Annotated in this window: 18 protein-coding genes; 3 read left to right on the top strand and 15 right to left on the bottom strand. The window is 57.5% G+C overall.

Annotated features, from left to right (window positions below):
* The first annotated feature begins 102 nt into the window (after nt 1–102).
* From CBB62_08535 to CBB62_08525, 3 genes are all read left to right on the top strand, one after another.
* Nucleotides 103–1509: a glutamate--tRNA ligase gene (locus tag CBB62_08535; GenBank protein OUT42312.1), complete on the top strand. Its 1407-nt coding sequence runs from the start codon at nt 103–105 to the stop codon at nt 1507–1509.
* 218 nt (nt 1510–1727) lie between these two features.
* Complete coding sequence (locus tag CBB62_08530; GenBank protein ID OUT42311.1) at nt 1728–3062, top strand: citrate (Si)-synthase; 1335 nt, start codon at nt 1728–1730, stop codon at nt 3060–3062.
* Between the two features lie 23 nt (nt 3063–3085).
* Nucleotides 3086–3334, top strand: coding sequence for a hypothetical protein (locus tag CBB62_08525; protein ID OUT42310.1), 249 nt, complete (start codon nt 3086–3088; stop codon nt 3332–3334).
* 1 nt (nt 3335) lies between these two features.
* On the opposite strand, the gene CBB62_08520 is transcribed toward CBB62_08525, so the two are convergent.
* The 15 genes from CBB62_08520 to CBB62_08450 form a co-directional block, all read right to left on the bottom strand.
* Nucleotides 3336–4517, bottom strand: a complete 1182-nt coding sequence (locus CBB62_08520) for a lipid-A-disaccharide synthase (protein ID OUT42309.1) — start codon at nt 4515–4517, stop codon at nt 3336–3338.
* The gene (locus CBB62_08515; GenBank protein OUT42308.1) at nt 4514–5371 is read right to left on the bottom strand and encodes a hypothetical protein; all 858 of its coding nucleotides are present in this window, start codon (nt 5369–5371) and stop codon (nt 4514–4516) included. Before CBB62_08515 ends, CBB62_08520 begins: the two co-directional genes overlap by 4 nt.
* Nucleotides 5372–5374: 3 nt before the next feature.
* Nucleotides 5375–6175 (bottom strand): acyl-[acyl-carrier-protein]--UDP-N-acetylglucosamine O-acyltransferase, encoded by an 801-nt coding sequence (locus CBB62_08510; GenBank protein ID OUT42307.1) that lies wholly within the window; start codon nt 6173–6175, stop codon nt 5375–5377.
* A gap of 19 nt (nt 6176–6194) precedes the next feature.
* Nucleotides 6195–6659, bottom strand: coding sequence for a 3-hydroxyacyl-[acyl-carrier-protein] dehydratase FabZ (locus CBB62_08505; GenBank protein OUT42306.1), 465 nt, complete (start codon nt 6657–6659; stop codon nt 6195–6197).
* Between the two features lie 26 nt (nt 6660–6685).
* The gene (locus CBB62_08500; protein OUT42305.1) at nt 6686–7720 is read right to left on the bottom strand and encodes a UDP-3-O-(3-hydroxymyristoyl)glucosamine N-acyltransferase; all 1035 of its coding nucleotides are present in this window, start codon (nt 7718–7720) and stop codon (nt 6686–6688) included.
* A 33-nt stretch (nt 7721–7753) separates the two neighbouring features.
* Nucleotides 7754–8389, bottom strand: coding sequence for a hypothetical protein (locus tag CBB62_08495; GenBank protein OUT42304.1), 636 nt, complete (start codon nt 8387–8389; stop codon nt 7754–7756).
* A gap of 63 nt (nt 8390–8452) precedes the next feature.
* On the bottom strand, nt 8453–10774 hold the full coding sequence (locus tag CBB62_08490; protein OUT42716.1) for an outer membrane protein assembly factor BamA: 2322 nt from the start codon (nt 10772–10774) through the stop codon (nt 8453–8455).
* 45 nt (nt 10775–10819) lie between these two features.
* Nucleotides 10820–12355, bottom strand: a complete 1536-nt coding sequence (locus CBB62_08485; GenBank protein OUT42303.1) for an RIP metalloprotease RseP — start codon at nt 12353–12355, stop codon at nt 10820–10822.
* A gap of 97 nt (nt 12356–12452) precedes the next feature.
* Nucleotides 12453–13664, bottom strand: coding sequence for a 1-deoxy-D-xylulose-5-phosphate reductoisomerase (locus CBB62_08480; protein OUT42302.1), 1212 nt, complete (start codon nt 13662–13664; stop codon nt 12453–12455).
* A 59-nt stretch (nt 13665–13723) separates the two neighbouring features.
* Entirely contained in the window at nt 13724–14584 is an 861-nt protein-coding gene (locus CBB62_08475) for a hypothetical protein (GenBank protein OUT42301.1), read from the bottom strand.
* Nucleotides 14520–15257 carry a di-trans,poly-cis-decaprenylcistransferase gene (locus tag CBB62_08470; protein OUT42300.1) on the bottom strand — a complete coding sequence of 246 codons (738 nt, stop codon included), beginning with the start codon at nt 15255–15257 and terminating at the stop codon, nt 14520–14522. Before CBB62_08470 ends, CBB62_08475 begins: the two co-directional genes overlap by 65 nt.
* 28 nt (nt 15258–15285) lie before the next feature.
* Nucleotides 15286–15846 (bottom strand): ribosome recycling factor, encoded by a 561-nt coding sequence (locus tag CBB62_08465; protein OUT42299.1) that lies wholly within the window; start codon nt 15844–15846, stop codon nt 15286–15288.
* A gap of 5 nt (nt 15847–15851) precedes the next feature.
* Nucleotides 15852–16580: a UMP kinase gene (locus CBB62_08460; protein OUT42298.1), complete on the bottom strand. Its 729-nt coding sequence runs from the start codon at nt 16578–16580 to the stop codon at nt 15852–15854.
* A gap of 72 nt (nt 16581–16652) precedes the next feature.
* Complete coding sequence (locus tag CBB62_08455; protein ID OUT42297.1) at nt 16653–17579, bottom strand: translation elongation factor Ts; 927 nt, start codon at nt 17577–17579, stop codon at nt 16653–16655.
* Between the two features lie 87 nt (nt 17580–17666).
* Complete coding sequence (locus CBB62_08450) at nt 17667–18449, bottom strand: 30S ribosomal protein S2 (GenBank protein OUT42296.1); 783 nt, start codon at nt 18447–18449, stop codon at nt 17667–17669.
* Between the last annotated feature and the right edge of the window lie 97 nt (nt 18450–18546).

The following is an 18546-nucleotide window of genomic DNA, read 5'->3' as shown; positions in this document are numbered from 1 at the left end:
ATCGATGCCACCAGCCTGTTTGCCAGAACGCTGGCATATCGTTGAATTTTCTGGCACTACCCCAGCCAGTCCCCCATCCCGTTATATTAGAAAACGCCTGCCATGTCTGTTGTTACGCGCTTTGCTCCTTCCCCAACCGGTTTCCTGCATATTGGCGGTGCCCGCACCGCGCTGTTCAACTGGCTGTTTGCCAAACATCATGGCGGCAAATGCGTGTTGCGGATCGAGGATACCGACCGCGAACGCTCGACCGATGCGGCGATTCAGGCAATTCTCGACGGCCTCGACTGGTTCGGCCTCGATTTCGATGGCGAGCCCGTGTTCCAGTACGCCCGGCGCGACCGCCATGCCGAGGTGGCCAATCAGATGCTGGCGGAAGGCAAGGCCTATTACTGCTATGCCACGGCTGAGGAGCTTGACGCCATGCGCGAGGCGCAACGGGCGGCGGGCGAACAGGTCCGCTATGACGGACGCTGGCGTGACCGCGATTCATCGGAAGCACCAGCAGGGCAGAAGCCTGTCATCCGCCTGAAAGCCCCACAGGTCGGCGAAACTGTGATCAACGATGCCGTTCAAGGTACTGTTACCATTGCCAATTCACAGATGGACGACATGGTCCTGCTGCGCTCTGACGGCACCCCGACCTATATGCTTTCCGTTGTCGTGGATGATCATGACATGGCGATTACCCATGTGATCCGCGGCGATGACCACCTGACCAATGCCTTCCGCCAGAAGCAGATTTATGACGCCATGGGCTGGGATGTGCCGGTTTTTGCTCATATTCCACTGATCCATGGCCCGGATGGCAAGAAGCTGTCCAAGCGACACGGCGCCCTCGGCCTGCAGGATTACCGCGGTATGGGCTTCCTGCCTGAAGCCATGCGCAACTATCTGCTCCGTCTCGGCTGGGCTCATGGGGATGATGAGATCATCACCACTGACCAGGCAATCGAGTGGTTTGACCTCGACGGTGTCGGGCGTGGACCGGCTCGCCTTGATCTGGCCAAGATGGAATCGGTCAACAGTCACTACATGACCCAATCCGATACCACCCGGATCAGCGATCTGGTTATTGCCCGGCTGGCAGAACTCGGCACCACCCCGACTGAAATACAGAAAACATGGCTGGCAGAGGCCATGCCCTTGCTGATCGAACGTCACAGCACCATCAATGAAATTGCTGATAACGTTGGTTATTTCACCGCCACACGCCCGATCCCGCTGGATGAGAAAACCGGCAACATGGTTACCGCCGATAATGCCGATCTGTTTGCTGCCATCCGGCAGACGGTGAGCGATCTCGACCCGCTGACCGAGGACAGTTTGAGTGAGGCGATCAAGGCGCTGGCAGCAGAAAAGGAACTCAAGATGGGCAAGGTCGCCCCCCTGCTCCGTGCCAGCCTCTGCGGCACCATGCAGGCACCGTCTATTTTTGCACTTGCGGCCATTCTCGGCAAAGACGAATGCCTCGCCCGTATCGATGATGCGCTGGCCCGTATCGGCTGAAGTTTCCGGGGTTTTACAGCATTTGCGGCATAAGCCGGGGTGCGGCGATATAGTATGTCTGGCGTCAAAGCCGATTGGCTATTATGGTGCACAGCAATATATTCTGTTTATCGGCACCTGAACCGCCGACACCCAACTGACCCAAAGGCAACCCCTGCTTAACCATTCAGGGGCTATAACAGCCATCCCGGGCAGCTTTTCGAGGAAGGACTTTAACAATGAGCCAGAGCGCACCAGCCAATGCAAACGGCGATGTCGCCAAGGATACCGCGCGCGTTACCGATGGTAACAGCGGCAAGGATTACGATTTCGGTATGCTTCATGGCAGCTTGGGACCGAGCGTCATCGACATTCGCAAGCTGTATGGCCAGACTGACCTGTTCACCTTTGATCCCGGCTTCACCTCCACTGCGTCCTGTGAATCCAAGATCACCTTCATTGACGGCGACAAGGGTGTCCTGCTGCATGGCGGCTATCCGATCGAGGATCTGGCTGAAAACGCATCATTCCTCGAAGTCTGCTATCTGCTGCTCGAAAACGAGCTGCCGAACGAACAGCAGAATGCAGAGTTCACGAACAACATCACCTATCACACCATGGTGCATGAGCAGCTGAACTACTTCTTCCGCGGCTTCCGCCGGGATGCGCACCCGATGGCCGTCATGTGCGGTGTCGTCGGTGCCCTGTCTGCCTTCTATCATGACAGCCTCGATATCCGTGATCCAAAGCAACGGGAAATTTCCGCCCATCGCCTGATCGCCAAGATGCCGACCCTGGCCGCCATGACCTACAAATACAATCTGGGTCAGCCATTCGTCTATCCGCGCAATGATCTGGATTACTCCGAAAACTTCCTGAACATGATGTTCTCGGTCCCGGCCGAGGAGTACAAGGTCAATCCGGTTCTCGCCCGCGCAATGAACAAGATCCTGATCCTGCACGCCGATCACGAACAGAACGCTTCTACCTCAACGGTGCGCCTCGCCGGTTCTTCCGGTGCCAATCCGTTTGCGGTTATCGCTGCCGGTATCGCCTCGCTCTGGGGTCCGGCACATGGCGGCGCCAACGAAGCCGTGCTCAAGATGCTGCAGGAAATCGGCAGCAAGGACCGGATTCCGGAATTTATCAAACGTGCCAAGGACAAGGACGATCCGTTCCGCCTCATGGGCTTCGGTCACCGGGTCTACAAAAATTTCGATCCGCGCGCCAAGGTCATGCGCCAGTCCTGTCACGAGGTTCTGGACGAGCTCGGCATCCGCGACGAGCCGCTGCTTGAACTGGCCATGGAGCTGGAGCGCATCGCTCTTGAGGACGAGTACTTCGTCGAGAAGAAACTCTATCCGAATGTCGATTTCTATTCCGGCATTATCCTGAAGGCGATGGGCATTCCGGTCAGCATGTTCACCGTGCTGTTCGCCGTCGCCCGTACCGTCGGCTGGGTTGCCCAGTGGAAAGAGATGATCGAGGACCCGGGCCAGCGTATCGGTCGCCCTCGCCAGCTCTACACCGGTTATGCCGAGCGTGAGTTCGTACCACTCGACAAACGGGGTTAAGCGCGCCATATCGTCAAGTTACGATGACAAGCAAACCCGTACAGGCCCGTATTCTGATGTCCCCGCCCCATGCCCATAACAGGCATCGCGGGGGCACGCGGCCTCACCAACGCAACTATCCGCAATCACCGGTTGTCTGGAAATGGCGCATTGGCCTGAAAGGTCGTGCGATCAATGACAACCCGACCCCGATCAGGGTTATTGTCCGACGGCTGCTGAAGGCAGCACTAACCGCCATCATCATTACCTCTGTCTTCATGATGCTGAGCTAAATCAGGCCGTGGCTGATTCTGATGCGATCAGGCCGAGGATGGTATCGGCGGCCTGATCAGCCGGGGTCAGATGCCCCAAGCCGAGGTCATGACCGATCTGGGCATAGCCAGCCATGATCGCCTCGCGCCGTTCCTTATTCTCGATCACCGCATAAAGTTCATCGGCGAGCCGTTCCGGCGTGCAGTTTTCCTGCAGGCATTCGGTAATCAACTCACGGTCGAGAATGACATTGGGCAGACCGACATATTTGGTTACCGCCATGCGCCGGAAAATCTCTGCCGAAATCGGATGACCGCGATAGGCGAGCACCGCCGGCAATTTGGTCAGAGCCAGTTCGAGCGAGACCGTACCCGATGCCGCCAGCGCCGCCGTTGATGAGGCCATGGCGGCATATTTGTCAGCCGCACTCGTGGTCACGATCACAGGCATGCTCCAGCCCGCAACCCGTTGCTTTACCTTCTCCCCGACGCTGGAGACGGTGGGCAACAGCACTTTGAACGGCCCGATCCGCTCCTTAAGCTTGACCAGCGCCTCATGGAACACCGGCAGCAGGCGATCAACCTCGCTGTTGCGGCTGCCCGGCAGGACAGTGATGACCGTATCCTCGGGCGTCAGGCCGTGCTGCGCGGGGAAGTCGCCCGGCTCGGCATTGGCGGCGGCACCATTGACCAGCGGATGCCCGATAAAGCTGGTCGCCAGCCCTTCCTTCTCAAAATAGGGCGGCTCGAACGGAAACAGGCACAACAGATGATCATACAGCCCCGCCACCTTCTTCGCCCGTTTGGGACGCCATGCCCAAACGGTCGGGGCCACCACATGCACCTTCGGGCATGACAGCGCCGTCAACTTCTTGACCAGCCGGAAGCTGAAGTCAGGCCCGTCAATCGTCAGCACCAGAACCGGGTTCATCGCTTCTGCCGCCTGTGCCACCTGTTTCAGTCGCTTGAGAATATGCGGTATCCGCGGCAGCACCTCGGTCAGGCCAAAGGCGGTGATATCCGACATGGGAAACAGGGTTTCGAGCCCGGCCTCGATCATCTGTTCGCCGCCAACCCCGACAAACCGGAACCGGCCCGGTGCCTTGGCCTCAATCGAGTTGATAATCGGCCCGCCGAGCGCATCGCCGGATGGTTCGGCGGCAACCACAAAGATAATCGGGCGCTGTCCCGGATTCCTGCTCATGGGGCAACCATGCTGGCCGGGTCAATCCCGATCAGGAACAGGTTATGCTGTTTAACAGCGCTGTAGACGGCGTCAGTATCAATGATCTGGCAAGACCCGGCACTGACAGCAATACCACGCAGACCGGCCTCAGCGACCTTCTGAACGGTTTCCAGCCCTATGGTGGGCAGATCAAGTGAACGGTCCTGCTGTTCCTTGACCAGCTTGACCAGAACGCCGCCGATGCCTTCCCGACGCAACTCACCGGCACGGGCAATCATGGCATCGGTGCCCTCGACAGCCTCGATGGCCAGCACAATACCCTGCTGTACCGTGACCGCCTGTCCCACATCGACCTGGCTGATGGCATTCAGCACGGCAACGCCGCGGCGTATATCATGCATTGCCTGTTCATCCGGCTGTGCCCCGGCCAGCAGTCCCTGCCCGGCCAGAATATCCGGCATCACATCCGGCACACCGATCAGGCGGAAGCCCTCGGCCTCGATCTCCTTGCGCACGGCGCTTAGCAGGCCGTCATCGCCGAGACCACGGATGCTCGCCTTGGTCAGGATCGCCAGAGCCTTGAAATCGGGTTTAAGTTCGCGCAGGCCCGGTCGTTTGACACGACCGGCCATAACCACATCCTGCACCCCGGCCTTGCGCAGGCTGCCAATCAGTTTGGCAGCAGCACCGAGCGGCACGATGTCATAATCGACACCGTCCGGGATCAGATCGAGATCGACGAAATGTTCGAGTGCGAGGACAAAGACCTCGCGCCCCTGTTTTCTGGCTTCATTGATAACCAGAGAGGGCAAGGCACCGCCGCCTGCAACCACCCCGAGCTTACGGGATGTATCAACGGCAGCCGTGCCCATAGCCTAGCGCCCCGAGGGTTTCGGCTGGCAGAGTGCGCGGGACGATTCAGCGTCGATAAAGCCCAGAACAGTGGCCACCAGCTCATTCTCGCCATGGCTTTGCCTGACCGTGGCAAGACGGTCGGCAAGGGTGCCCTCGCCGCTGAACATGATCTTGAACGCCTGACGCAGCTCATTCACCTGATCCCGCGGGAAGCCGCGACGGTCGAGACCAACAAGGTTCAGACCGGCAAGGGTTGCACGCTCACCGACCGCGAGGCCAAACGGAATGACATCATTCTCAATCGCGCTCATCCCGCCGATCATGGCATGGGCACCGATGCGGACAAACTGGTGTACAGCACTCATCCCGCCCAGAATGGCATGATCACCGACGATGACGTGACCGGCAATGGCAACATTATTTGCCAGAATGACGTGATTGCCGACCTGACAGTCATGGGCCACATGGGCACCGATCATCAGCAGGCAGTTGCTGCCGATACGGGTGACCATGCCGCCGCCCTCGGTACCCGGATTGATCGTGACATATTCACGGATCTGGTTGTTCTCACCGATCTCGACACTCGATGGTTCACCGCTGAATTTCAAATCCTGTGGCGGAGAGCCGATGCTGGCAAAGGGGTGGAATTCGGTTCCCGCACCAACGCTGGTCCGGCCATCGATGACCACATGGCTGCGCAGGATCACGCCTTTGCCGAGGGTTACATGCGGTCCGACAACACAAAAAGGACCGATGGTAACGTCATCTGCAATGCTGGCAGCGGGATCGATAACCGCGGTTGGGTGAATGTTTTGAGGCATTTAAAAATTCGCCTGATGCTTAACTGTCCATGACCATGGCGGCAAATTCCGCCTGTGCGCAGAGCTGGCCATCGACCTTGATCTCGCCCTTGAACTTGAAGACATTGCGCCGTGCCTGAACCAGATCCACATGGATCATGGCCTGATCGCCGGGCACAACCGGCCGACGGAAACGGGCATTATCGACCGACATCAGATAGACCACCTTGCCGGCAGATTCATTGCTGAGCGAGCGGACCACGAACACGGCAGCAGTCTGGGCCATACATTCGATCAGCAGGACACCCGGCACGACCGGCTGCTGCGGGAAGTGGCCGACAAAGAAATGCTCATTGATCGTCACATTCTTCAGACCGACAGCACGTTCCCCGGGAACGAGCTCAACAATCCGGTCCAGCATGAGCAGCGGAAACCGGTGCGGGATCAGCTGCATGACCTGCATCACATCCAGGGGCGGCTCTGCTTTGGTGGCATCTTCAGTCATTATTCTTCTTCTCTTACTCTACCTTACTACCCACGGTCGCCCCGGCCTTCGGCCAGTTTTTTCAAGGCTGCGACCTGCCTAAAGAACTGTTTGATCGGCATTGCCGGTGCGCCAATAACCTGCTCACCGGCTGGAACATCACGCATGACCCCGGCCTTGGCACCAACCTGTGCCCCGGCACCAATCTTGAGGTGCCCGGCGACACCGGCCTGTGCTGCCAGAACGGAAAACGGTCCCATCTCCGTGCTGCCGGAAATGCCGCTCTGGGCGACCAGAACCACGCCCGGCCCCAGCTTCACGTTGTGACCAATCTGTACGAGGTTATCGATGCGGCTGCCACGTCCGATGACCGTATCCGGGCCAGCGCCACGGTCGATTGTGGCATTCGCGCCAACCTCGACATCATCCTCGATCACGACCCGCCCGAGTTGCGGTACTTTCAGGTGCCCTTCGGCACTCATATCGAAGCCGAAGCCGTCCTGTCCGATACGCACACCGGGATAGATACGGACCTCGTTGCCAAGGATGGCATGGCTGATGCTGGCGTGGCTGCCGATCCGGCAGTTGCTACCGATCTGGACATTCTCCTCAATCACCGCATGGGGCGCGATGATTGTATCTGCACCGATTTTGACCCCGGCACCGATAACCGCATAGTCGCCGACACTGACCGACGGATCGAGTTCGGCACTGTCGGCCACAACAGCGGTCGCAGCGACAACGCGGCTGCCTTCCGCCTCAGGGTAGAAGGCCTGTGCCAGCTTCGCATAGGCGCGGTAGGGCTTTTCCGAAATGAGGGCAATCACCCCTTCCGGTGCCTGATCGGCATAATCGGGATGCACGAGGCAGGCCGCCGCTTTGGTTTCGCGGAACTGGCCGACATATTTCCGGTTATCGAGAAAGCTGATCTGCCCTTCACCGGCCTGATCGAGGGGCGCTACATCACTGAATTGCTGATCAAGCGCACCCTCAAAGGTATCGGCAACTGCCGCATCACATATGGCCATGACCTCTGCAAGTGTGAAAGGTCCGGCGCGTTTATGAAAACGTGTATCCGGCAACCGACTGTTCCCTTTTATTATTATACCCGGGGCTTATTTGCCTTCGGGAATGTCAGGCATGGTGATGGTAGCGCTCGGCACCTTCTCGTCGAGCAGTGTCAGCACCCGCTCGGTGACATCAAGTGCGGTATCGACCAGAACCACCTGTTGGTTGGACAGGACGAGGTTGGCGCCCTCTTCCTGTGAAATCTCGGCAACCACGGCAATAACCGCCTTGCGCAGCTCATTCATGGATTGGCCGAATGCCTGCTCCAGAACCGATTTGCGCTGCTGAACGCCACGTTGCACCTCGGCGAGCTGCTCGCGGAACTCCTGCTGCTTTTCCTGGAATGCCTCGTTGGAGAGGATCGTGCGCTGTTTCTCAAGCTCAAGCTGGGCGTTTTTCAGCTCTTCTTCCTTGACCGCAATTTCTTCCTGATAGGATTTGCGGCGGGTTTCGAGCTGGGCCTGAATGTCCTTGGCGGCTTTTGATTTTGCCAGAATGGCCGGTACATCAACCACCAGCACGACAAGGTCGACATCGGCAGGCTTGCGCGCCTCGCTGTCACCATCCTGCGCCAGAGCCTGTGACGGCACGGCGAGCAAGAGCATGGCGAGTGTCAGGAGCGAAATCGTCAGGGTTTGGATTGTACCGGCATGATTGATACCGCGTGATTGGTAACGCCGCATAACTGTAATCCTGTGTCGGACCCGCCCTTAACAAGGCAGATCACAGTAGAATGGGGGATCGGCTTAGAAACGGGTACCGAAGCTGAAACGCAGCTCTTCGGTATCGTCATAGTCTTCCTTCATAACCGGCAAGGCTACATCGATCCGGATCGGACCGAAAGGCGACTGCCACGAAACGCCGACACCCACAGCAACTCGTGGTGATGCTTCATCTACAATACCTGGGCCACTCGCATCAATCTCTGTGAGCGTTCCGACGTCAGTAAAGATGTGACCAAGAATGCCAAGTTCATCCGGCAAACCGACCGGAAGCGAGAGTTCAAGCGAGCCTCGGGCAAACAGATTACCGCCGAGCGCATCGTCGGTCAGAATGTCGCGAGGACCGATACCGGAGGTCGCAAAACCGCGCAGGGTCTCACCGCCGATGAAGAAACGGTCCTGAATGCCGACATCATCACTCAGCGCATAGATGGCACCGACCTCGGCAGAGGTGCTGAGCACAACCTGATTGGCAATCGGATAGTAATAGGCACCGCCGGCACGACCGCGGACGAAATAGGTATCGCCGCCAAGACCGGCAATATCGGTACTCAACCGCAGCATGTAACCGTCAGACGGGTTCAGGCGGCTGTTACGTTTGTCATAGACCAGATCCTGACCGACAAGGGAAACCACCCGCTCGCCTTCCTGATCCCGAATAAAGCGGGAGGCATTGGCATCAACATCGGTGATCTCACTGCTCTCGAAGCGATAACGCAGGTTCTGGCGCAGATCGAGGCCCAGATCATAACCGAAGCGGAAACCGAAACCGGTACGACGCTCATCAAAGGATGATTCATCCTGAAAATCGGTCGTGATGTGGAACAGGTCGACACCAGCCGACAGGTCACGGTCGAGGAAGTATGGCTCGGTGAAGCTCAGATCGAATTCCTGACGGCGACCGGACATTTGCGCGGCAAGACGCACATCCTGCCCCTTGCCAAGGAAGTTGCGCTCACGGATCGAGAAGTCGGCCAATGGACCGTCAAAGGACGAGAAACCGGCACCGAGAGAAATCTCACCGGTGGATTGCTCAACCACATCCACATCGATAACGGTCTGGTCAGGCGCGCTGCCCTGCAGGGTTTGCACCTCTACCGTCTCAAAATAATTCAGGTTGTTCAGCGCACGCTCGGACCGCTCAAGCTGGGTACGATTGAAGGGATCGCCCTCAATCAGCTCCAGTTCGCGACGGATCACCTCGTCGATGGTGCGGACGTTACCGCTAATGTCGATACGCTCGACAAATACGCGGGAGCCTTCCTGCACATCAAAGGTCAGGTTGACCGTATTCTCTTCTTCATTGCGCTCACTGCGCGGACGCACATCGGCAAAGGCGAATTGTTGGTCCTGCAGCGTGCTCAGCATCAGATCGATTGAGTTGTCGATCTCGCTGGCATCATACCAGTCACCGGTCTCGAAGGTCAGTTGCTGACGGAGTTCATCGATATCGAGGGTTTCGAGATTGGTTTCAAAGTTGATATCGCCAACTGTGTAACGCTCGCCCTCTTCCACGGTGAAGGTGATGAAGAATTCCTGACGGTCCGGCGTCAGTTCGGCAACGGCGGAAATGACGCTGAAATCGACATAACCATTGCGCAGATAGAACCGACGCAGCAGTTCCTTGTCATATTCGACCCGGTCCTGATCATACTGGTCACCGGAGGCGAGGAAACGCCACCAGGCGGATTCCTTGGTCGAAATCTCGCCACGCAGATCGCTGTCAGAGAAGACGTCATTGCCAATGAAGTTGATCTGGGTCACCCGGGTCATCGGGCCTTCATTGATCTCGAACACCAGATCAACACGGTTCTGGTCAAGCTGAATAACTTTCGGCTCAACGGTTGCCGCGAAGCGACCGGAGCGACGATACAGCTCGAGCAGACGGGAAACGTCGTTCTGAACCTTGGTGCGGGTGAAGACAACGCGTGGGCGAAGTTCGACCTCAACCTCAAGTTCTTCATCCTCAAGGGAATCATTACCCTCGAAGGCTATGCGGTTGATAATCGGGTTCTCGACGACCTCGACCACGAGGTCATTGCCGGAACGGCGCAGGACCACATCGGCAAACAGGCCGGTGGCGAAGAGTGATTTCAGGCTCTCGTCGATCTTGTCACGGTCAAAGCCATCACCGGCCTTGATCGCCATATAGGATTCAACGGTAGACGGATGGATACGCTGGACGCCACGAACGACGACCTGTTCGATTTCCTCATCCGGTGCCTGGGCAACCGTATTGCCGGACAGCGCACTGCCGGATTGTGCCGCAGCATTATATGCTGGGAGCATAATTGAGGCAGTTGCAAGGGCAGCAACCCAAACTGACCGTTTAAGACGGCTAGGCATCATCTTCAAAAAACTCAAAATTCGTCAGGATTGGCGAAAGGCCGCTTATGCCCCAATGCCGAAAAACTGCGCCAAATCATTCCATGTGGCGAATATCATAAGGCATAGAACAAGGGCAAGACCGACTCGAAAGCTGTACTCCTGCATGCGAAGGCTCACGGGCTTACCGCGAAGTGCCTCAAGCGCATAGAAAACAAGGTGTCCACCATCCAGAACCGGAACGGGCAAGAGGTTAATAAGCCCAAGATTGATAGATAACAAGACCATAAAGTGTAGCAAAGACAACACGTTTTGCTTGGCCACATCACCGGAGATGCGCGCAATCTTCAACGGGCCGCCAAGTTCCTTGACGCTGCGGTCCCCGGTCAGCAGCTGACCGATGGCAGTAACCGTGCTGGCACCGATCGAATAGGTTTCGGAAACCGCGCGATAAGCCGCATGGAACGGGTTGCTGTAGATGCGGGTGATATTCGGCAGCGGTGCCCAAGCAATGCCCGGCAAGGTGCCGACAACCTCGGCCTCGTCCGTATTGGTGGCAGGTTCTGCTCCCTCTTCCGCCTCACCACCTAGAGTGTATGGCGCAGGGCGCAGGACGATACGAACCTGTTCGGCATCGGCAGGCGCATCCTCCGGTCCAGCCACATCAGCATCGACCCCGCGCAAAACGGTCAGGGATACCGGCTGATCAGCTTTGTCACGGATCTTGTTGTTAAGATCAGAGGCACTGTAGACCAGATCACCATTCAACTCGACAATGAGGTCACCCGGCTGAAGGCCTGCAGCCTCTTCCATGCTGTCCGGCTCAATTTCGGCCACTCTGGCAGGTGCCGAAGGACCATAGACGCCGAGGAAACCGATCTGACCCTTGCCACCAAAACCATCATCGATGACCCGCACCGCCGGTGTCACCGGAAGATTCACGTTACGACCATCACGATCAACGGTGATGGTCACTTCCGAACCGGCATTGATGCGGATGTTTTTTTGCAATTCCTCAAAGCGATGGATCGACCGGCCATCAACGGCAAGCACAACATCACCGCTCTCGAAACCGGCAGCGGCCGCCGGTGTATCGGGTGCCACGCCTGAAATACGCGCCGGAGTGAAGGTCTCACCGACGGTCATGAACATGACGAAGAAGACAGCGATGGCGAAGATGAAATTGGCCATCGGCCCGGCCAGAACGATAGCCGAACGCTGACCGACGCTCTTGTAGAAGAAGCTATTGCTCTTGTCCTCTTCGGACATGGTGGCGACGGCCTCGCTCGGCATGCTTGCCGGATCGGCATCGCCGAGCATCTTCACATAGCCGCCAAGCGGGATAAGGCAGAATTTCCAGCGGGTACCGGCCCGGTCGGTGATGCCGAACAGCTCCGGCCCGAAACCGATCGAGAAGCTCTCGATCTGCACACCGCAGCGGCGGGCGATGTAGTAGTGGCCCCATTCGTGGATGAATACCAGGACACTCAGAACCAGAACGAATGCAACGCCGTACTCAACGACGGACAATGCGCCACCAAAAAACTGTTCCACGAAATGCTCTGCCTCTGTTGTCGCGCGGTCAAGCCGGACTGTTGAAATCGATTATCTGTAACTTAGTGAAGTTTATCGCAGTGCGAAAGGCACATGCGGCAAAAATCCCTTAAAAACGGTCAGTTCAGCCCCTGCCCGGCTGTATTCAGCCGATAAGCCCCCCGGCATGCTGGCGTGCCCAGTGGTCAGCCGCAAAAACCTGCTCCAGCGCCTCCAGCTTCTCGATACTCGCGGCGGCAACAGTGCGCTCGACAATTTCCGGGATCTGCATGAAGCCAATGCGATTATCGAGAAACGCCGCAACCGCAATCTCATTGGCGGCATTGAGGATGGTCGGTGCCGTCCCGCCAGTGCTGATTGCCGCCCGTGCCATATTGAGACACGGGAAGCGTTCGTGATCCGGCTTCTCGAAGGTCAGCGCATTAAGATTAGAAAAATCAAGACGTTCGCCCGGCTTGCTCACCCGATTTGGCCAGCCAAGACAATGGGCGATCGGGGTGCGCATATCCGGTGTCCCCATCTGGGCCAGCACCGACCCGTCATTATACTCCACCATGGAGTGAATGACCGATTGCGGGTGGATCACCACATCAATCTGCTCAATAGGCAGGTCGAACAGGAAATGCGCTTCAATAATCTCCAGCCCCTTGTTCATCATGGTGGCGCTGTCGACAGAGATTTTTGCCCCCATGGACCAGGTCGGATGGGCCACGGCCTGTGCCGGGGTCGCCGCCTGCATGGTTGCGAGATCGGCAGTTCTGAACGGTCCGCCGGATGCGGTCAGGATAATCCGCTGCAGGGCATCGCGGTTATGGTTTTCAAACACCTGAAAGATGGCGTTGTGCTCGCTGTCCACCGGCAGCAGTGTCGCCTTGCGCGCCCGGACCAGATCGGTCATCAGCGGCCCAGCGCATACCAGCGCTTCCTTGTTGGCCAGTGCGACAATGGCACCGCGGCGGGCGGCGGCCAGCGTTGAGGGCAGCCCGGCGGCCCCGACAATACCGGCAACGACAATATCGCTGTCCCGCTCGGCGGCCTCGACCAGCGCCTCCGGCCCCTCTCCGACCTCAATCGGCAAGCCGGACAGCACCTCACGCACGGTTGCTGCGGCCTCGGCATCAACCACGGCGACGTAATCAGGCCGGAACCGGCGCGCCTGCTCGATCAGCTTTTCGGCATTCCTGTTGGCGGTAAGGCATGCAACCCGGAACCGGTCGGGATGATGGGCGATGATATCGAGGGTATTGCAGCCGATCGACCCGGTGGCACCGAGTACGGCAACACTGCGTTGTCCGCCCTGCGCCGGCAAAACTGTATGGTCTATCGCATTCGGAAGTGATGTCACGGGGTCTGTCATTATGGGCCGCTGCGGTCCATCCTATCGGGCAAATCGGAAGGGTTTGGGGATGCCGGGTCTTACCACCAGTTATACCCCATGGCTAGGAGCAATCCGTGGAAAAGCGCCAGTACCGCGCTGGCCACCAGCAAGCCGTCAACGCGATCCAGAATGCCGCCATGGCCCGGAATCGCATCACCGCTGTCCTTGATCGCATAACGCCGCTTCAGAGCGGATTCAAACAGATCGCCCAGTTGTGTGGCAATCGCCAGCAGCAGGGCAACGCCAAAGGCGATAACCGGCAGTTCGGTGCCATGCAGCATGGCAACCACCAGTCCCGTCACCGCCGCGATCAGCGCACCACCGATCGCACCGGACCAGGTCTTGCTCGGGCTGATCTGCGGCGCGAGTTTGGGGCCGCCAACAATGCGCCCAACGAGATAGGCACCGCTATCCGTACCCCAGACCACAAAGAACAGATACATCATCAGGCGGAAGCCATCGCCATGCCCACGCAGCCAGATCAGACAGACCGCAGGTACCAGAACATAGGGTACGCCGATCAGCGCACCCCAAGGCTTACGCGTCACGGCGATGGCGAGTGCGGAGATGACAATCGCGGCCAGCACCAGAATGGCAGCCATTGGCACAACCGGCATCGGAGCCGTGCCCAGAAACGCAACCAGCGCCGCCAACCCCATGATAATGGTCAGGGTGAGCCAGTTATCGCCGAGGACCATACGGCCCCATTCACGTATGGCCATGACAATGCCCAGCGCGATCAGGCCGGCAAACCACCAGCCACCGGCATAGACAACGGCAATAACAATCGGGATAAGAACAAAAGCAGAGAGTAATCTGATCTGAAGATTTCGATCAGTTAGGAGCGCTCGCAACCGCGCCAAAACGCCGGTCACGCTGATTGTACTCTGCGATCGCATCAATCAGGTCCTGTTTCGCAAAATCCGGCCATAGCGTCGGGGTAAATACCAGTTCGGCATATGCCATCTGCCACAACAGGAAATTGCTGATACGTTGTTCACCACTGGTCCTGATTAGTAGATCGGGATCAGGTAATCCACTGGTATCAAGAAATGAGGAAAATACCGTGTCGTCAATCGCGTTCGGGTGAATATCCCCGCGCTTGACCGATGCGGCGATTTTCTGGGCTGCGCTAACGATTTCCTGCCGTCCGCCATAGCTGATGGCAACAGTCAGGTGGAAATCGGTATTCTCGGCGGTCAGTGTCTCCGCCTGTTCGATCAGCTGTACAATGTCAGTTGTCAGGCGGGTTCTGTCGCCGATGATTCGCAGACGGATACCGTTCTTGTGCAAATCCGCCATCTCCGAGCGCAGATACATGCGCATCAGACGCATCAACTCACTAACTTCGGTTTCCGGCCGCTGCCAGTTCTCTGATGAGAAACCAAACAGGGTCAGATGCCGCACGCCCAGTTCTTTGCAGGCATCCAGCGTCCGGCGCACGGCCTGCACCCCCTCACGGTGGCCGAGCGTGCGCGGCAAGCCGCGACTGGCGGCCCAGCGGCCATTGCCATCCATGATGATGGCAATGTGATCCGGCGATTTCAGGGTAACAGCGTCGGACACAGCCATGAGTGCAATATCCCGGTATCAGTAACGATCAGACAGTGGTGATTTCACTCTCTTTGGCAGCGAGAGTGTCGTCGACTTTTTTGACGTACTCGTCTGTTATCGACTGAATATCATCTGACATGGATTTGCGGTCATCCTGAGAAATTTCGCTGTCTTTTTCGAGGCGTTTCAGGGTGTCCATGCCGTCACGGCGGATATTGCGGATCGCGATACGGGTTTGTTCGGCATATTTACCGGCAACCTTGACCAGCTCGTTGCGTCGTTCCTCGTTCAGATCGGGGATCGGCACCCGGATCATCGTGCCCTCACCCTGCGGGTTCAGACCGAGACCGGCCTCACGGATCGCCTTTTCGACGGCTTTCGCCTGACCGGCATCCCAGACCTGTACGGTCAGCAGACGTGGCTCAGGGGCACTGACGGAAGCAACCTGATTGAGCGGCATCTTCGAGCCATAGGCATCAACCTGAACCGGCTCCAGCAAACTGACACTGGCACGCCCGGTACGCAGACCGGCCAGTTCCTTGTGGAAATTCTCCAATGCACCTTCCATACGGCGCTTGAGATCCTTCATATCCAAATCATCAGACATGGCAATTAAGCCTCCCGCTCTCTTACTATTGTGCACCGGCCCTCGCCCACCAGAACACGGGCAAACTCGCCGGGTTCGTAGATGGAGAAAACGAGGATCGGAATATTATTTTCACGTGCCAGTGAAATTGCCGAGGCATCCATGACGCCGAGGTCGTTGGCCAGCACATCCATATAGGTCAGTTCGTCATACCGCTTGGCATCGGGGAATTTCACCGGATCAGCGGAATAGACGCCGTCAACCTTGGTACCCTTCATCAGGGCATCACAGCCCATCTCGGAGGCCCGCAAGGCAGCGGCAGTATCGGTGGTGAAGAACGGGTTGCCGGTACCGGCAGCGAACAGCACGACCCGGCCCTTTTCCATATGCCGTTCGGCACGGCGGCGGATATAGGGTTCGGAAACCGTATCCATTGGAATGGCGGATTGTACGCGGGTATCGACACCGGCATTCTCAAGCGCATTTTGCAGCGCCAGAGCGTTCATCACGGTTGCCAGCATGCCCATATAATCGGCGGTGGCACGTTCCATGCCACGGGCGGCACCGGAAATGCCGCGGAAAATGTTACCGCCGCCGACGACCAGACAGACCTGTACGCCCATATCGACGACAGTCTTGATCTCGGCGGCGACACGATCGACCATTACCGGATCGAGACCATATTCACGCTGGCCCATCAACGCTTCGCCGGAAATTTTCAGCAGAACACGTTGATATTTTGCGGGGCCAGGCATGTCAGGTCTCAATCAGTAAAAATGGTTCGATTACAGTCTTCTACAGTCAGCTTTTGGGGAAAAGCCGGCTTATTATGCCTTCAGGGTTGCGGCAACTTCAGATGCGAAGTCGCTTTCTTCCTTCTCGACGCCCTCACCCAGAGCCAAACGAACCATGGCAGCGATTTTCACCGGTGCGCCCAGTTCCTTGCCAGCATCCTCGAGAACTTTTGATACCCGGCGCTCGCCGTCGATCACGAAGACCTGCTCAAGCAGAACAACCTCTTCGTAGAACTTGCGAATACGGCCTTCGACCATTTTCTCGATGATCTCTTCAGGCTTGCCGGAAGCACGAGCCTGATCGGACAGAACACTGCGCTCACGCTCGACCAGTTCCTGATCCAGCTCTTCCTTATTGACTGATTCAGGGCGGGTTGCCGCAACATGCATGGCAATCTGTTTGCCAAGTTCTTGCAGTTTCGCCTGATCACCGGTGCTCTCGAGTGCAATCAGGACACCGATCTTGCCCATGCCGTCAGCGGTAGCGTTATGAACATAGGCGGCAACAGCACCGTTCTCGACAGAGACGCGACCCGCGCGACGCAGCTGCATGTTCTCACCGATGGTGGCGATCTGCTGGGTCAGTTCATCCTCAACGGTACGACCGCTGGCAGGATCAGTGACTTTCAGCAGTTCGGCAACATCGCCGGTGTTGTCCAGTGCCAGAGTGGCCAGCTTGCCAACCAGTTTCTGGAACTGTTCGTTGCGGGCAACGAAGTCGGTTTCGGAGTTCAGCTCGATCACAGCACCGGTGGTGCCGTTGGTGGCAACGCCAACCAGACCTTCACTAGCGGTACGGCCAGCTTTTTTCGCTGCGGCGGCGAGACCTTTTTTACGAAGCCAATCAACAGCTTCCTCAACATTGCCACCCGTTTCGTTCAGGGCTTTTTTGCAATCCATCATGCCCGCGCCGGTTGTTTCGCGGAGCTCTTTGACCATTGACGCACTGATAGCGCTCATCGGTTCCTCATCACTGTGACGGTTAAAAGAAGGGGGAGAGTTAAGCGCCGGGCGGCAACGAGGCCACCCGGCAGCAAAAATCTGAAGTTAAGCGGTAGCTGCTTCTTCTACAGCTTCGTCTGCAAGAGCAGGCTCATCGGCTTGCTTCTCGAGCGCACCGAGGTCAACACCAGCTGCTTCCATTTCAGCCTGAATACCGTCAAGAGCGGCATTGGCGAACAGATCGCAGTACAGATCGATAGCGCGCAGCGCATCGTCATTGCCCGGGATCGGGAAGGTAATGCCATCGGGATTGGAGTTGGTGTCGAGAACTGCAGCAACCGGAATACCGAGCTTGTTGGCTTCCTGAATGGCGAGCTGTTCCTTGTTGGTATCGATGATGACGATCAGGTCAGGCTGACCACCCATCTCCTTGATACCGCCGAGGGCGCGGTCGAGGCGCTCCAGCTCACGGGTCAGTTGCAGCATTTCTTTCTTGGTGCGGCCCTGCGCACCCTGGGCAACGATTTCTTCCAGCTCGCGCAGGCGCTTGATGGAAACAGAAATGGTTTTCCAGTTGGTCAGCATACCGCCGAGCCAGCGGTGGTTCACATAATACTGACCGCAACGCTTGGCAGCTTCGGCAACCTTGGACTGGGCCTGACGCTTGGTACCAACGAACAGGACACGACCGCCGCCCTTGACGACATCGCGGACCGCTTCGAGTGAACGGTGCAGCATTGGTACGGATTGTTCGAGATCGATAATGTGGACACCGTTACGAACGCCGAAGATATATGGACCCATTTTCGGGTTCCAGCGGCGGGTGTTGTGTCCAAAGTGTACGCCAGCCTCAAGCAGCTGTCGCATCGTAAAAGATGGCATGACCATAGTTTATAACTCCTCGTCGGTTCTGCCTCCGCTGATCAAGTATTGCGTTCCGGCTACCGGGACATCCGGCAGACAAAGCCGCAACACCGTCCGAGGG

This window comes from Micavibrio sp. TMED2 (assembly GCA_002168225.1).
Taxonomy (GTDB): domain Bacteria; phylum Pseudomonadota; class Alphaproteobacteria; order TMED2; family TMED2; genus TMED2.
This window is presented reverse-complemented; position numbering and strand designations above follow the sequence as displayed.

Bases quoted from the DNA above. Each gene is read 5' to 3' on its own strand.
- CBB62_08535 (OUT42312.1), top strand. From the start codon at position 103: ATGTCTGTTGTTACGCGCTTTGCTCCTTCCCCAACCGGTTTCCTGCAT.
- CBB62_08530 (OUT42311.1), top strand. From the start codon at position 1,728: ATGAGCCAGAGCGCACCAGCCAATGCAAACGGCGATGTCGCCAAGGAT.
- CBB62_08525 (OUT42310.1), top strand. From the start codon at position 3,086: ATGACAAGCAAACCCGTACAGGCCCGTATTCTGATGTCCCCGCCCCAT.
- CBB62_08520 (OUT42309.1), bottom strand. From the start codon at position 4,517: ATGAGCAGGAATCCGGGACAGCGCCCGATTATCTTTGTGGTTGCCGCC.
- CBB62_08515 (OUT42308.1), bottom strand. From the start codon at position 5,371: ATGGGCACGGCTGCCGTTGATACATCCCGTAAGCTCGGGGTGGTTGCA.
- CBB62_08510 (OUT42307.1), bottom strand. From the start codon at position 6,175: ATGCCTCAAAACATTCACCCAACCGCGGTTATCGATCCCGCTGCCAGC.
- CBB62_08505 (OUT42306.1), bottom strand. From the start codon at position 6,659: ATGACTGAAGATGCCACCAAAGCAGAGCCGCCCCTGGATGTGATGCAG.
- CBB62_08495 (OUT42304.1), bottom strand. From the start codon at position 8,389: ATGCGGCGTTACCAATCACGCGGTATCAATCATGCCGGTACAATCCAA.
- CBB62_08490 (OUT42716.1), bottom strand. From the start codon at position 10,774: ATGCCTAGCCGTCTTAAACGGTCAGTTTGGGTTGCTGCCCTTGCAACT.
- CBB62_08480 (OUT42302.1), bottom strand. From the start codon at position 13,664: ATGACAGACCCCGTGACATCACTTCCGAATGCGATAGACCATACAGTT.
- CBB62_08475 (OUT42301.1), bottom strand. From the start codon at position 14,584: ATGCGATCGCAGAGTACAATCAGCGTGACCGGCGTTTTGGCGCGGTTG.
- CBB62_08470 (OUT42300.1), bottom strand. From the start codon at position 15,257: ATGGCTGTGTCCGACGCTGTTACCCTGAAATCGCCGGATCACATTGCC.
- CBB62_08465 (OUT42299.1), bottom strand. From the start codon at position 15,846: ATGTCTGATGATTTGGATATGAAGGATCTCAAGCGCCGTATGGAAGGT.
- CBB62_08460 (OUT42298.1), bottom strand. From the start codon at position 16,580: ATGCCTGGCCCCGCAAAATATCAACGTGTTCTGCTGAAAATTTCCGGC.
- CBB62_08455 (OUT42297.1), bottom strand. From the start codon at position 17,579: ATGAGCGCTATCAGTGCGTCAATGGTCAAAGAGCTCCGCGAAACAACC.
- CBB62_08450 (OUT42296.1), bottom strand. From the start codon at position 18,449: ATGGTCATGCCATCTTTTACGATGCGACAGCTGCTTGAGGCTGGCGTA.